The organism is Pseudomonas sp. Fl4BN1, from assembly GCF_009908285.1.
GTDB lineage: Bacteria > Pseudomonadota > Gammaproteobacteria > Pseudomonadales > Pseudomonadaceae > Aquipseudomonas.
The window spans coordinates 84,209-97,846 of record NZ_JAAARM010000022.1 but is presented as its reverse complement, the minus strand read 5'-3'; the positions used below and the strand labels follow the sequence as shown (position 1 = coordinate 97,846).

At 64.3% G+C, this 13,638-nt stretch carries 10 protein-coding genes; 6 read left to right on the top strand and 4 right to left on the bottom strand.

The genetic code is table 11. The features are described from left to right. Nucleotides 1-138: 138 nt before the first annotated feature. The 4 genes from GV818_RS22775 to qhpG are packed head-to-tail and all read left to right on the top strand — an operon-like array spanning nucleotide 139 to nucleotide 5,741. Nucleotides 139-2,046 (top strand): sigma-54-dependent Fis family transcriptional regulator, encoded by a 1,908-nt coding sequence (locus tag GV818_RS22775; protein WP_161777596.1) that lies wholly within the window; start codon nucleotides 139-141, stop codon nucleotides 2,044-2,046. Further along, a complete protein-coding gene (locus tag GV818_RS22770; protein WP_161759059.1) occupies nucleotides 2,046-3,764 on the top strand; it encodes an ABC transporter ATP-binding protein in 1,719 nt (572 codons plus the stop codon). The genes GV818_RS22775 and GV818_RS22770 overlap by 1 nt, the downstream gene beginning before the upstream one ends. Continuing rightward, complete coding sequence (gene qhpE, locus GV818_RS22765) at nucleotides 3,754-4,437, top strand: subtilisin-like serine protease QhpE (RefSeq protein WP_161777595.1); 684 nt, start codon at nucleotides 3,754-3,756, stop codon at nucleotides 4,435-4,437. Before GV818_RS22770 ends, qhpE begins: the two co-directional genes overlap by 11 nt. Further along, nucleotides 4,422-5,741 carry a flavin-dependent monooxygenase QhpG gene (gene qhpG, locus GV818_RS22760; protein WP_161777594.1) on the top strand — a complete coding sequence of 440 codons (1,320 nt, stop codon included), beginning with the start codon at nucleotides 4,422-4,424 and terminating at the stop codon, nucleotides 5,739-5,741. Before qhpE ends, qhpG begins: the two co-directional genes overlap by 16 nt. 162 nt (nucleotides 5,742-5,903) lie before the next feature. On the opposite strand, the gene GV818_RS22755 is transcribed toward qhpG, so the two are convergent. The 3 genes from GV818_RS22755 to GV818_RS22745 form a co-directional block, all read right to left on the bottom strand. Beyond that, nucleotides 5,904-7,811 (bottom strand): amidohydrolase, encoded by a 1,908-nt coding sequence (locus GV818_RS22755; protein ID WP_161777593.1) that lies wholly within the window; start codon nucleotides 7,809-7,811, stop codon nucleotides 5,904-5,906. Nucleotides 7,812-8,035: 224 nt separating this feature from the next. Then, nucleotides 8,036-9,526 carry an aldehyde dehydrogenase family protein gene (locus GV818_RS22750; RefSeq protein ID WP_161777592.1) on the bottom strand — a complete coding sequence of 497 codons (1,491 nt, stop codon included), beginning with the start codon at nucleotides 9,524-9,526 and terminating at the stop codon, nucleotides 8,036-8,038. Nucleotides 9,527-9,741: 215 nt separating this feature from the next. Further along, a complete protein-coding gene (locus GV818_RS22745; RefSeq protein ID WP_161759054.1) occupies nucleotides 9,742-10,320 on the bottom strand; it encodes a DUF4337 domain-containing protein in 579 nt (192 codons plus the stop codon). Between the two features lie 558 nt (nucleotides 10,321-10,878). Between GV818_RS22745 and GV818_RS22740 the strand changes: the two genes are divergently transcribed. Then, nucleotides 10,879-12,051: an NAD(P)/FAD-dependent oxidoreductase gene (locus tag GV818_RS22740; protein WP_161777591.1), complete on the top strand. Its 1,173-nt coding sequence runs from the start codon at nucleotides 10,879-10,881 to the stop codon at nucleotides 12,049-12,051. Continuing rightward, a complete protein-coding gene (locus GV818_RS22735) occupies nucleotides 12,048-12,941 on the top strand; it encodes a sigma-70 family RNA polymerase sigma factor (protein ID WP_161777590.1) in 894 nt (297 codons plus the stop codon). Before GV818_RS22740 ends, GV818_RS22735 begins: the two co-directional genes overlap by 4 nt. Here GV818_RS22735 and GV818_RS22730 read toward each other — a convergent pair. Further along, entirely contained in the window at nucleotides 12,925-13,593 is a 669-nt protein-coding gene (locus GV818_RS22730; protein ID WP_161777589.1) for an HAD family hydrolase, read from the bottom strand. The two genes, GV818_RS22735 and GV818_RS22730, sit on opposite strands and share 17 nt — an antisense overlap. Between the last annotated feature and the right edge of the window lie 45 nt (nucleotides 13,594-13,638).

Genomic DNA, 13,638 nt, shown 5'->3' with positions numbered 1-13,638 from the left:
CAAAGGCAGGCTGGCCACGAGCCAAACTTCCCTTTACTGCCCTTTGTACCCGGAGTAGACATTGACCACGGCTTGCGTGCCTCGCGCAATCCAAGGGAGTGGAGCGGGTACAGCGGGCGGACCGATTCGGAGCGCTTGATGACTCTTATAAAAACAATAAAGGGTGAGCAGCAACATGAAGCCCGGCTGGCCCGGGAACGGCTCCACCTGGAAGGCGAGATCCCCGACGGGGTCCTGCGTGCGGAAATCGATGCCTCATGGCGACGCAGCCTCAGTCATGGCGTGCACGTTGGCAGTCAACACCAACTGACCCTGGAATCCAGCGCCAGCCTGGAAGTGCTGCTGGCCAGCAACCGCCTGTTGCTGGACGCAGCGACACCGGCCATCGACTACCTGACCCAGCACCAGGGCCAGGACGGGATGATCATCCTGGCCAACGCCGACGCGACCATCCTGGCGATCGAAGGGCGTGCCGACCGGCTCAAGGACAGCGGCGTGCAGGACATCACCCTTGGCGCCTGCTGGAGCGAGGCCACCCGCGGCACCAATGCCCTGGGCACGGCCCTGGTGGAAGCCCGGCCAACCCTGATCGATTGCGGCGAGCATTACCTGGATCGTCTCAGTCATTTCTCCTGCACTTCGGTGCCCATCCAGTGTCCCCAGGGCGAGATCCTCGGGGTCCTCGACCTGACCCGTGAAGGCCCGCTGGGGCGTGCCCAGGACAGCACCGCGCTGCTGGCCATGGCGGTCAGCCAGATCGAGGCCCGGGTGTTCTATGCCTCCTATCCGCAACAGATCGTCCTGGCTTTCCACAGCCGTCGGCAATACCTGGAGTCGCCGTGGCAAGGGCTGCTGGCCTTGAGCCTGGGAGGGCAGGTCCTGGCGGCCAGCGGCCAGGCCTGCCAATTGCTCAACACTCCGCGCGCCGCGTTGGTCGGACGCCGTTGCGAGGAGTTTCTCGGGGTCGACGGCCTGCAGTTGCTGGCGCGCCTGCAGCAAGGCGCAGTGGGCAGCTTGCAGACCGCCAAGGGCGAGCTGTTCTACAAGGCCCTGCGGGCACCACAGCCTTCGTTGAATCTGCACCGTGGGCCGCGCAGTGCGCCACCCAAAACCGCACCGATGCCACCAGACCTGGAAGCCCTGGCCGGTGGCAACAGCCGTTACGCACGGACCTTGCGCATGGCCCGCCAAGGCCTGGCCAATGGCTTGCCGGTGTTGCTGTTGGGCGAAACCGGAACCGGCAAGGAAGTCCTGGCCCGGGCCCTGCATCGCTCAGGCAGCCGCGCCGAGAAACCCTTTGTCGCGGTCAACTGCGCGGCGATTCCAGAGGGCTTGATCGAGTCGGAGTTGTTCGGCTACCGCGAAGGCGCCTTCACCGGTTCGCGCCGGGGCGGGATGATCGGACGCCTGCAACAGGCCCACGGCGGCACTCTGTTTCTGGATGAGATCGGCGACATGCCGCTGGCCCTGCAAGCGCGACTGCTGCGGGTGCTGCAGGACCGCAAGGTGGCGCCCCTGGGCGCGGGCGAGGAGCAGGACATCGACGTCGCGCTGATCTGCGCCACCCACCGCGACCTCAAGCAGCAAGTGCAGGACAAGGCCTTTCGCGAAGACCTGTTCTACCGGGTCAACGGCATCAGCGTGCTGCTGCCGGCACTGCGCGAGCGCGAGGATCTGGCGACCCTGCTGGACAGACTGCTGAGCAAGCTTGGCGGCGCCGAAGTGGCGATCGCCGAGGACCTGCGCCGGCTGCTGGTGGACTACCACTGGCCGGGCAACATCCGGCAACTGGAGATGGTCTTGCGCACCGCCCTGGCCTTGCGCGAAGAGGGGGAAACCCACATCGGCCTCGAGCATCTGCCGGACAGCATGCTTGACGACCTGAATGCCAGCGAGCGGCCACAGACCGGAAGCATTCGCGAGAACGAACTGGAGTTGATCCGTAGCGCCCTGGACAACCACCAGGGCAACGTATCGGCCGCGGCGGACGCCCTGGGCATCAGCCGCGCGACCCTGTACCGCAAACTCAAACAGTTGCGCTGCTGATGCAGCGCCTGATCACTCGGCTGGTGGACAGCCGCGATCCCCAGGCGCTGAGCGCCGCCCTGGGCTGGCTCTACAGTTTCGTCCGGCCTCATCGCCTGGCCATTGGCGGCTTGTTGGGCCTGTCGGTGTGCGCGTCGTTGCTGGTGTTGGTGCAACCCTGGCTGACCAAGTTGCTGATTGACGATGGCCTGCTGGCCCGAGACTTTTCCAAGCTGGTGTTGATCGCCGGCCTGATGATTTTCGCCGGGTTGCTCGGCACCTTGCTGTCGGGCGTCAACCGCTACCTGCATACACGCTTGTCCGGGCGCATTCTGTTTGCCCTGCGCGATGACCTGTACCGCCACCTGCAACGCCTGTCGCCGAGCTTCTATGGACAGCGGCGGATCGGTGACCTGATGTCGCGCCTGGACGGCGATGTCGCGGAGATCCAGCGCTTCGCCGTGGACTCGCTGTTCTCCGCGGTGTCCAGCGTGATCGGCCTGGTGGTGGCCCTGGCGATGCTCCTGACTCTGTCCTGGAAACTCTCGTTGCTGGCCCTGGTGCTGATTCCCCTGGACGTGCTCTGGCTGCGCTGGATGCGGCGCAAGGTGGAACGTGACGTGCGCCAGTTGCGCGAGCGTTCGGCGGACATGTCGTCGTTCATGGTGGAAACCCTGCCGGTGATGAAATTCATCCAGAGCGCCGGCCAGCAACAACGCGAAGCCCAGCGCCTGGATCGCCTCGGCCAGGGCTACATGAGCCAGTTGCTCAAGCTGCAAGTCACCGAGTTCTTCACCCAGGCGGTGCCTGGCACCTTGACCTCGCTGTCTCGGGCTTGCGCGTTCCTGATTGGCGGTTACTGGGTGGTGCAGGGCACCTGGCAACTGGGGGCGCTGATTGCCTTTTCCACTTATCTGGGGATGGCCGTGGGGCCGGTGCAGAGTTTGCTGGGGCTGTACGTGGCAATCCAGCGCATGACCGTGAGCCTGGGCCGGGTCATGGAACTGCGGGGCGAAGAGCCGAGCATCAGCGCACCGCAAACGCCGCGGCCGGTGCCGGACAATGGCGAGTTGCACTTCAAGGCAGTGCACTTCAGTCATCCTGGCCGTGCCGTGACCTTGAGCGGCATCGAGGCGCGGATTCCCTATGGCCGCAAAGTGGCCCTGAGTGGCGCTTCGGGTGCCGGTAAAAGCACCCTGATCGACCTGTTGCAGCGCCACCACGATCCTCAATCCGGGCAGGTGCTGTTGGGGGGGATCGATCTGCGAGAGTTGGACCTGGCGCAACTGCGCCACCGGGTAGCGGTAGTCAGCCAGGACATCGTGCTGTTTCGCGGCAGCCTGGCGGACAACCTGGCCTACAGCGTGCCCGATGCCAGCCGCGAAGCGGTGGCCGAAGTGGCGCGTCTGGCGCAGTTGCAAAGTCTCATCGAGTCTCTGCCCGAAGGCCTGGACAGCCCCCTGGGCGAGCGCGGCCAGCAGCTCTCCGGCGGGCAGAAACAACGTATCGCGATTGCCCGTGCCTTGCTCCAGGACCCGATGATCCTGGTGTTGGACGAAGCCACCTCGGCGGTGGATGAGGCCACCGAGCGCGAGGTGATCGAGGCCATCGACCGGCTGTTTGCCGGGCGCACGCGGATCCTCATCAGCCATCGGCCTTCGACTCTGGCCGATGCCGACCAGCGCTTCGAACTGCTGGACGGCGTACTGCACACCGTGGCGGTGGCCCATGAAGCCTGAGTTGCGCATTGGCGTCATCGACAGTGGCCATGCCGCACATCAGCCGGTCAATGCCGGTCGGCGTTTCTTCCTGACGCCGCGAGGGCTGGAGGAGGGTGAGTTGCAGGAGGACGCTCTGGGCCATGGCAGTGCGGTGATCGAAGCCATCCGCCAGCGGGCACCGGCGGCACGCCTGTGCGTGGCCCAGGTGTTCGACCAGCGCGGAGTCACCAGTGCCCTGCAAGTGGCCGCTGCGCTGTATTGGTTGTTGGAGCAGGGCGTATGCCTGATCAACCTCAGCCTGGGCCTGCGCCAGGATCGCCAGCTACTGCGTCAGGCCTGCGCCGAAGCTGCCGCTCGCGGCGTGTTGCTCTGCGCCTCCAGCCCGGCCCAGGGTGAGCCGGTGTACCCGGCCAGCTATCCCGGGGTGTTGCGAGTGACTGGTGATGCCCGCTGTAGCGCCGATCAATGGTCCTGGCTGGACACCGCGCAAGCGGATTTTGCCGCCTGTGTGCGAGGTTGCGGCCCGGGGCAAGCCGGTGCCAGCCTGGGATGCGCCGCCTTGAGCGGGCATATCGCCGCCTACTTGCAGACACATCCCGGCGCCAGCCATCCGCAGATTCGCCAGTGGCTGCAAGCGCAAGCTGCTTACCATGGTCCTGAACGGCGACACCTGTCATGCCAGCGATCCTGATTCTCGGCGCCGGCCCGGCCGGTGCCGCAGTGGCACTGGGGTTGCGGCGTCTCGATTACCCCGTGACCCTGGTCAGTGACTGGCGGCGTTTTCCGGCCCTGGAAGGCGTCTCGGTACGGGTGCTGGAGGCCCTGCGCGGCGCCGGCCTGGAACAGGCGCTGGCCCAGGCCCTGCAACCTTCCCAGCGGCAAGTGGCGTGGAACGGCCAGGAGCATGCGCAGAACATTGAATACCTGCTGGACCGCCCGGCCTTCGACCGTGGCCTGCGCGACGCCTTGCGCTTGGCTGGAGTGCGGATGATCGAGGGGCGGGTGCTGGGCGTGCAGTCCACCGACACTGGGCATCGGGTCCAGGTGGAGGGACATGAGCAGATCTTCGGCGAGTTTCTGGTGGAGGCCCGCGGGCGCCAGGCTCCTGCGCTCGGCAAGGTGTTGTGTCAGGGCGAGGGCTCAGGCCTGCGCGGGCCGGAAACCGTCAGTCTGCTCAACCGCTGGCAGGGGCCGCGCGGCCGTGCGGCCAGCGCCGTGCACAGTCTGGAGGATGGCTGGGCCTGGATGGCCCGGCGAGCGGATGGCCAATGCTATTGGCAGCTTACGGTGGATGTGGCCAGCGCTGACCTGCCGGGCAAGGCGCAGTTGCTGGAGTATTGTCGCCAGCGCCGTCGGAGTTCGCCCCTGGCCGAGGTTTTTTTTGCCGGGGCAGAGGAGCACGACCTGCACCTGCATGCCCGCAGCAGTACGGCGATCCTCAGTCCCCAGGTGTGTGGCGACAATTGGCTGCGGGTCGGCGATGCGGCCATGGCGGTGGACCCGCTGTCGGGCAATGGGATTTTCCAATCCCTGTCCTCGGCCTTGCAGGCGCCGGCAGTGATCAACACCCTGTTGCAACGGCCGGAGCGCGCGGCCCTGGCGCGGCAGTTTCACCGGCAGCGGGTAGAGCAGCTGTTCCTGCGTTTTGCCCGCATCGGCCGGGACTTCTACGCCGACGAACAGCGTTGGCCCGAGCAGCCTTTTTGGCAGGCCCGCCGGCAATGGCCGGACCAGCGGCCGGCGCACAATACGCTGGATTTCTCTGCCCTGCGCATCGAGCGCGCCCCGGTATTACGCGATGGCCTGGTGGATGAAGTTGAGGTGGTGATTACCCCTGACCAGCCGTTGGGTGTCTGGCATGTGCAAGGTGTTGAGCTGGCGCCTGTGCTGCGTCGGTTGCAGCAACAATCGTCCCACGCAGCCTTGTCAGGCCTGGACGAAGAACAGGGCAGGGCGGTGCGCGGCTGGTTGCTGGGACAGGGCTATCGGCCATGAGGGCGCGGGGCGGGTTTAGCGCGAGCAGTCTTGCGTCGATCCTTTTCCACGGCGCCGGTCGGGCTTGTTCGCGATCCGCACAGCGCTCATCCAGAGCGTGTCGTCCCGATTTGAAGCTGTAAGCCGAGGCCCAGACAGGCCCCGGCTTAGGATGGCTAGCGGTCAGCTACCGGGATTGAGGTACACCCGCTGGCCGCCTTTCCAGGTTTCGCAGATCTTGATGTCCCTGATCGAGGTGGCCGGCACTTTTTCGTCCAGCGGATCCTGCTCGAGAATCACGAAGTCCGCGAAGTTTTTGTCCTGCAAGGACCCGGTCCAGCCTTCGGCATGGCACTGCCAGGCCGCGTCATAGGTGATGGCTTTCAAGGCTTGCTTGCGGGTCAGGCACTCGGCCTCGTTGAGGATCGGTTGCTTGCGAGGGTCGCTGATGAACTGCGCAGGCTGCTGTGTATCACGAATGCCTTCCATCTTGCGGGTCACCGCTTGCTCCATGGAGCGCAGGGGCCCCAGTGGCGTTACCGAGCAGTCGCTGTGCAGGGAGATCTTCAGCTGCTGCTCCAGGGCCGATTGGCACAGGTCGAGCATGACTTCGGCCTTTTTATCAAAAATGGCGTGTCTGAAGGAGTAGCCCCAGTACCCGACATGGCCGATCAGGAAGCTGGGTGACAGGCCCAGGCGCTTCATGGTCGCGAGGCTGTTCTCGGTCAGCAGCGAGCAGTGTTCGATGCGATGGCGTTTTTCCAGGCCGCTTTGGCCTTGCAAGGCATCCTCATAGGCTTGCAGGGTGAACTCGATGGCCCGGTCGCCGTTGGCGTGAATCATCAGTGGCCAGCCAGTCTCGACGGCATTGCGCACGAGGTTCTTGTAGGTCTCGGGGATTTTTACCGGTGTCGGCTGCGCAGTGTCGCAGAAATTGAAATTGCCCAGCGGACTAGCCGCATTGCAGCAGTATTTCGTGGCCTGGTAGCCCGTCAGCCCTTGATTGGAACCATCGGACACCAGCTTGACCGAGCCTTGATAGAAACGCTTGGCCTCTTCTCGGCTGACGGGCTGGTAGCGCGGCAGCGCTTTGATGCTATCGGCCGAGCCATCGCAGGCGGCGGCGTAACCAATCCGGAGGTTCCTCGGGTGAGTCAGGAAGTAGGCGGTCAATACCCGCTTCGACATGGGGTCCATCATCGCGTCATACAGCAGGGTAATCCCGCGGCGGGACGCTTTGTCGAAATAGTCGTCGAGGCGCTTGAAGACCTTCAGCATTTCCAGCTTCTGCTTGAGGGGAATGGCCTTGATGGCGGACAACACGTCGCCTTCCTGCAGGACGCCGTTTTTGGCTTGGATGCCGGTCTTTTTAAACACCGCCTCGCTCGCCGCGGTGTTCAGGTAGGCGGTGTGCATGGATGCACTGATGAGCAGCATTGGGTGCTGCTGGTCGATAGTGTCCAGGTTGCCGACGTCGCCGGAGCCACACTGCAAGGTGATGAGTTTGTTCTGGCCGCCAGGGACGACTTCGAAGGGCATCAGTGCCGGATCGACCATGTGTCCGAGGATCCAGCTCGAGTTGTCCTTGGGGAGGTGGCTCTGGATGGTGTCTTTTAACCAGCCCCAGTCATAGACGGGCCGTAGTCGTTGGTTCTTCTTTTCATCAGGGTTTTCGGTATCAACCGCTCCCAGGTTCAGCCAGCCTTCCATGGCACAGCTCTGCACGATATGCGCGTGGGGTTCGACCAGGCCGGGCAACAGGGTTTTACCGCCCAGGGACTGCTTCTTGTAGGCAATGCCCAGGGCTTTCATGCGGGCTTCGACGACGGCCAGGGTGCCTGATGCGACAACGTCACCGGCATGGATGCCAAGGGCCTCGACGCGTTCGTCCATGTTGCCGTGGCGCATGGGGTAGATGGTGCCGCCGGTAAAGATGATGGATTCGCCGGTCAGTTCCTTTGCCAGATCCTGTGCGCTATGTGGCTGACTCGCGGAGTGGCTGTCCGGGTCGAGAGTGTCCTTCAAAGCGTTCCAGATCGGGTTGTGGCAACCGCACTGGACATAGTCGTGATCATTTCCATTTGATCTCATGATGCTTTCCTCAGGTTTTCGGTGGTTTGAGGCGTTGCAGGTTGATGAGCCGGGCTCCTGTGCCAGGTGGCGGGTCGGCTCGCGCTGAGCGTAGCAGCCGTTTTACCCATGAACCGGGCATTGGTCGGGGGGACGCCGGCCAGCGGCCGGCGCTCCCTGACAGGGGCTGTCTGGGCTGTTGCAGGCGGCGCTCGCGGGGGGCGCGAACGCCTGATTGGCGCGGGTTAGAGCTTGATCAACACCGATTTCAGCTCGGTATAGTGCTCAATCGCCGCATGGCCCATTTCCCGACCAACGCCAGACATCTTGTAACCGCCGAATGGCAGTGCCGGGTCCAGTGCACTGTGGCAGTTGACCCATACCGAGCCGGACTTGATCCGGGGAATCATCCGGTGCACCGCCGCCAGATCGTTGGACCAGATGCTTGCCCCCAGCCCGTAGGGACTGTCATTAGCCATGCGCAAGGCATCGGCTTCATCGTCGAAAGGAATTGCCACCAGCACCGGGCCGAAGATCTCTTCCTGGACCAGGGAGTGTTTCTGGTCGACATCGACAATCACCGTTGGCTTGACGAAATACCCCGGCCCGAACTGTTCACCGCCACAGGCGATGGTGGCGCCGCTTTCCCGGCCCATCTCGATGTAGCGGTAGACCCGCTCCTGTTGCCGCGCGGAAATCAGCGGGCCCATCTCGACACTGGCATCCAGGCCGTTGCCCAGTTTCATGGCATTGGCGATGCCGGCGATGTCGGCCACCACGTTGTCGAAATGCTTGCGCTGCACATAGAGCCGGGAACCGGCGCAGCACACCTGGCCCTGGTTGAAGAAAATCGCGCTGGCGGCACCGGCCGCCGCGTTGCCCAGGTCGGCGTCGGCCATGACGATCGTCGGCGACTTGCCCCCCAGTTCCAGGGTCACCCGGGTCATGGAATCCATGGCGATCTTGCCGATTTCCTTGCCCACGGCGGTCGAGCCGGTGAAGGTCAGTTTGTCCACCAGGGGGTTGTGGGTCAGGGCGCTGCCGGCAGTGATACCGGTACCGGTGACCACGTTGAACACGCCGTCGGGGTAACCGGCTTCCTGCACCAGTTCGGCCAGCTTCAGTGCGCTCAGTGGCGTCTCATCGGCGGGCTTGAGCACCACGGTGCAACCGGTGGCCAGGGCCGGACCGAGCTTCCAGCAGGCCAGCAACAGGGGGAAGTTCCAGGCGACGATGGCCCCCACCACGCCCACCGCTTCACGGCGGATGAAGCTGTGGAACTGAGCGTCGGGCATCAGCGGCATCGAGACCTCGACGCTGCTGCCTTCGATCTTGGTGGCCCAGCCGGCCATGTAGCGCAGAAAGTCGATGGACAGCTGCACGTCCATGACCTGGGCCACGGCGGCGCTCTTGCCGTTGTTCAGGCATTCCAGCTGGGCCAGCAGCTCTGCGTCGCGCTGCATCAGGTCGGCGAGTTTCCACAGCAGGTTCTGCCGCTCCCGGGGCCGGGTGCGAGTCCAGGGTGAATCATCGAACGCCTGGCGTGCCGCCAATACGGCGCGGTTGACATCGTCCACCGTGGCCCGGGGCACCAGGCACAGCTGTTCGCCGGTGGCCGGGTTGCGCAGGGACATGGTCTGGCCGTCAGCGGCCTCGACCCAGTCGGCGCCGATCAACATGCGCGGGGCGCGCTGGATAAAGGCCGTGGTAGCGGCGAGCAGTGGGGCAATAGCCATGGCGAAGCCTCTTGTTGTAGGTGAGGCAGGGGCTTTCGCAATGGCTATGCCAGTTCCGCGTTGCTGGCTCAGGCCCGGTTTTCAGGGGGCTTGGGAGGAGGGGCCGGCGCCAGGCAGGCGCCGGTTTTTCGCAAACTGCGACAGCTCGTGAGAATCAAGAGACGCACAGGCGCATGGTTATCTGGGTCATGTCGCGCCGGCGAGGGCCGCGGCGGCTAGATATGCAACCAGGCCAGCGAGCCCAGCAGCACGCTGGCTCCGGCGGCGCCATAGGCGAGTTTCTTCAGCCATTCCTTGCGGGTCAGCAAGGTGATTGCCGCCATCGAGATGGCGATCTGAATCGCCATCATCGCCTGGGCCCAGCGATGGTGCTGGTGCAGGGCAGCTTCCGACTGCTCGTCCCATTCCCGCGCCTCGGCTTCGAGGGCCTCGGCCTTCAGGCGCACCGCTTCCTTTTCCTTCTGGTAGCGTTGGGCCTCGATGCTGTAGTGCGCGGCATCGAGCCCGGGAATATGGGTCGCCAGCTCCGCCAGGTTCTGCCGGCTGGACTTGGCCTGGTAGTAGTTCCATTGGTTGGCGGCTTCGGTCTTCTTCATCGCGGCGTTGTTCTTGTCCATCGCCGCCATGCTCTCCGTGGAGCCGGCCTGATAACTCAGGAGTGCCCCCAAGGTGGCCATGATCGCTGTCATCACCGCGATCTTGCTGGCGAAGTTGTCATTGCGCACATGGGCGTGTTCGGCCACGTGTTCCAGGTGCTTTTCGTGGGGGCTGGGCACTTCGAAGTCTTCAGTCATGGCGTCGACCTGGAGGGGAGGGTGAAGGTTTCAAATTGTAACTAGGGTAGTGGACGACGGCAGGGCTGGCGTGACTTCGTTCAGCTGGCCGACAGCCTGGGGCCAATCCCCCGCAGCGACAGGGCGTGCGGGCAAAAAAAAGCCCGCAGTGTCGCGGGCCAAATGGGATTCATTAAGGAGTGGCTATCAATCTAGGCAGCGCGAGGTGAAAGCCCCGTGAAAAAAAAGTCGTGCCGAGGAAAAACCTTACGAGTGTTAGTTCCAGTCGCACCGCGTTTTAGGATCGGTCCGATAGGCCTGCCCGGGACGCTCACGTATATTCCCTCCTGCTCGCCCAGCCAAAGGGGGTACTTCGGCTTAGGTGCCACTGCCGAAGTGATGGGCGAGCACTTTTTCCTTCCTGCTGTATCCCGCCTGTAGCTTCCTTCCTCTCTGCTCCTCGTTTATCCCGCTGTCCTTTCTGGCTGTTTACACACCTCGATCAATCATTTGCCAATGGCGCGTCACATTCCGCCGTGCTGTTTCGTCTGGATGGACTTACTGCACAAGGAGTTGCTCATGTCCGATCTACCCCTGCTGATTCTCGGCGGCAGCTACGCCGGCCTGTTGGCGGCTGCCCGTCTGCGCCGCAAGGTGCCCAAGGCGCGCATCCTGCTGATTGCCGATCAGGGGCATTTTCAGCAGCGGGTGCGCTGGCATGAAGCGCTGGCGGGCCGGCGGGTCAAGCGTGCAGCCCTGGCGCCGCTGCTGGCCAGGGCCGGGGTGGAGTTTCTCCAGGCGCGGATCAGTGCCTGGGACCCAGCGGCCCGGCAGGTCGAAGTACAGACCTTGCAAGGACCTCGGATCATTGCCTATCGCGGGCTGATCTGCGCCTTGGGCAGTGTCAGTCAAGGCAGCCAAGTGCCCGGCGCTGAATACCTGTGGCAGTTGAGTTTCGATCAGCCCCTGGCAGCGCGTCATGCTGAACTCCAGCAACTGGCCGCCCGGGGTGGGCGTTTGTTGGTGATCGGCAACGGCCTGACCGGGGTCGAATGTGCCAGTGAGCTGGCACAACGTTTCCGCGGCTTGCAGGTGAGCCTGCTGGGTAGCCAGGAGCCCTTGCGGGGTTTTTGCCGCGAGGCCCGGGAGCATGCCGAGCGCCGTCTGCGGCAATTGCAGGTGACACTGCTGCGGGGGCGGGTGCGCTGTCTGCAAGCGGACGCTGCACAGTTGGAGGATGGGCGCTTGCTCAGTGCCGACCGGCTGCTGTGGTGCGGTGGTCTGCGGGCCAATCCACTGCTGCTGGAAAGCGGCCTGCCGCTGACCCCAGAGGGGCGCTTGCGGGTCGGCGCGGACCTGCGCGTCGAAGGCTACGACCACCTGTGGGCGGCGGGGGATTGCAGCGCCGCGACCCTGACCGACGGGCAACTGCTGCGCCTGTCCTGCGCCACGGCGTTACCCAGTGGCGGACATGCCGGAGAAGCCATGGGCGACTGGCTGCAAGGGCGCCAGCCACAACCCTTTGCCTTTGCCTATGTGTTGCGTTGCCTGAGCCTGGGGCGCGGTGACGGCATCTGGCAACTGACCGATGCTCGGGATCGTGCGCAATCTCGTTGGTTGGGGGGCTGGCGCGCGGCGCTGATCAAATGGATGCTGTGCACCCTGGTCTGGGTGGCGCCCCGTTGGGAGCTGAGCCTTGGACGGGCGATCTATCATTGGCCGCGTACGGTGCTGGATAAGGAATCGATATGAGTGACCTGGGCTTCTTCCTTGCCGAACGAGCACGGCTGCAAGCCTTGGCCTATCGGCTGCTGGGCAGCCAGAGCGAAGCCGATGATGTGCTGCAGGATCTCTGGTTGCGCTGGCAGGCCCTGGACCTGCAACCGCTCAACCCCCAGGCGTACCTGACGCGAATGCTCAGCAACCTGTGCCTGGACCAACTGCGGGGGCGACGCAAACAGCTCTATATCGGACCCTGGTTGCCGGAGCCGCTGCTGGATGAGGTGCCTGACAGCGCCCGGCCCGAGGACGTGCATGGCCGTTGGCAGACCCTGTCCCTGGCGTTTCTCCTGGTGCTGGAGCAATTGACCCCGACCCAGCGGGTGGTCTGGGTGCTGCGTGAGCTCTTCGGTTATCCCTTTGCCGAATTGGGTGCTCTGCTGGGGCGCAGTTCGGCGGCCTGTCGCAAGCTGTTCGAACGGGCCCAACTGCGCCTGGCCGAACAAGCGCCGTCAATCACCCAGGAGGCGGATCGACAACTGGCCCAGGACTGCCTGCAAGCCTGCCTCAGTGGCGACACCGAGGCCCTGCTGAAGCTGTTGGCCACGGATGCGCAATTGCTGTCCGACGGTGGTGGCCAGGTATTGGCGGCGTTGCGGCCGATCCAGGGGGCGGCGCCTGTCCAGCGTTTCATTCATGGGCTACGGGGTAAGTTCAGCAACGATTTCAGCCTGCGGGTCGAGTGCTGCAACGGGCTGCCAGCGCTGCTGGTGTTTCACCGGGAACGGCTGGATATGCTGCTGACCTGCGAGGTGCGCGGGCAACAGGTGGTGCGCCTGCTGCTGGTGCGCAACCCACAGAAACTGCGAGCGCTGGTCCGGGCCTTGGCGCCTCGGGCCCAGGCGTTTAACCCGGCAGATTGAGCCGGCGCTGGATCTCGGCCCAGAGTTGCGGGTCGTCGAAGTCGTGGATCACCTGATGGGCGCCGGCGTCGAGCAGGGTCTGTGGCGGCTGGCTGGTGGCCAGGCCGAAGGTGCAGATATCGGCCTTGACTGCGGCAGTCAGCCCGGGGATCGAATCTTCAAAGGCCAGGGCCTGATCGGCGCTGGCCTGCAGGCATTCCAGGCCGCTGAGGTAGGGCAGCGGGTCGGGCTTGGCCCGCGGCAGCTCTTCGGCCACCAACACGTGGGCGAAGCGCTCCTGCAGGCCCAGCACCTTGAGCATGTGCTCGGCGTTGGCCCGAGGGGCATTGGTCACGACGCAGACACCTATCCTATGCGCCTCGGCAAAATCCAGCAGGCGCAGCAGGCCGGGCACGGGCTTGAGTTGCGGGGAGAGTTGGCGAAAGCGCACTTCCTTGCGTTCGGCAAAGGCTTCATGTTGCGCCACGCTGCGCTCGGGGAACAGGTAGCGGCACATATTGGCGTTGGCCTGGCCGCTGACATGGGCTTCGAATTCTTCCTGGCTGAAGGTCCGGCCGTCCTCTTCCAGCAGCAACTGCTGAAGGGCCAGCAGGTGCAGGGCGTCGGTGTCGGTCAGGGTGCCATCGAGGTCGAAGAGCAGAGCTTTGAGCATGGGACAGTTCCTGTCGGGCCCGATCCGGGCCCCTTGGCTGAAACG

Coding starts and splice junctions, on each gene's coding strand:
- GV818_RS22745 (WP_161759054.1), bottom strand. CDS start 10,320: ATGACTGAAGACTTCGAAGTGCCCAGCCCCCACGAAAAGCACCTGGAA.
- GV818_RS22770 (WP_161759059.1), top strand. CDS start 2,046: ATGCAGCGCCTGATCACTCGGCTGGTGGACAGCCGCGATCCCCAGGCG.
- GV818_RS22775 (WP_161777596.1), top strand. CDS start 139: ATGACTCTTATAAAAACAATAAAGGGTGAGCAGCAACATGAAGCCCGG.
- GV818_RS22730 (WP_161777589.1), bottom strand. CDS start 13,593: ATGCTCAAAGCTCTGCTCTTCGACCTCGATGGCACCCTGACCGACACC.
- GV818_RS22740 (WP_161777591.1), top strand. CDS start 10,879: ATGTCCGATCTACCCCTGCTGATTCTCGGCGGCAGCTACGCCGGCCTG.
- GV818_RS22735 (WP_161777590.1), top strand. CDS start 12,048: ATGAGTGACCTGGGCTTCTTCCTTGCCGAACGAGCACGGCTGCAAGCC.
- qhpE (WP_161777595.1), top strand. CDS start 3,754: ATGAAGCCTGAGTTGCGCATTGGCGTCATCGACAGTGGCCATGCCGCA.
- qhpG (WP_161777594.1), top strand. CDS start 4,422: ATGCCAGCGATCCTGATTCTCGGCGCCGGCCCGGCCGGTGCCGCAGTG.
- GV818_RS22750 (WP_161777592.1), bottom strand. CDS start 9,526: ATGGCTATTGCCCCACTGCTCGCCGCTACCACGGCCTTTATCCAGCGC.
- GV818_RS22755 (WP_161777593.1), bottom strand. CDS start 7,811: ATGAGATCAAATGGAAATGATCACGACTATGTCCAGTGCGGTTGCCAC.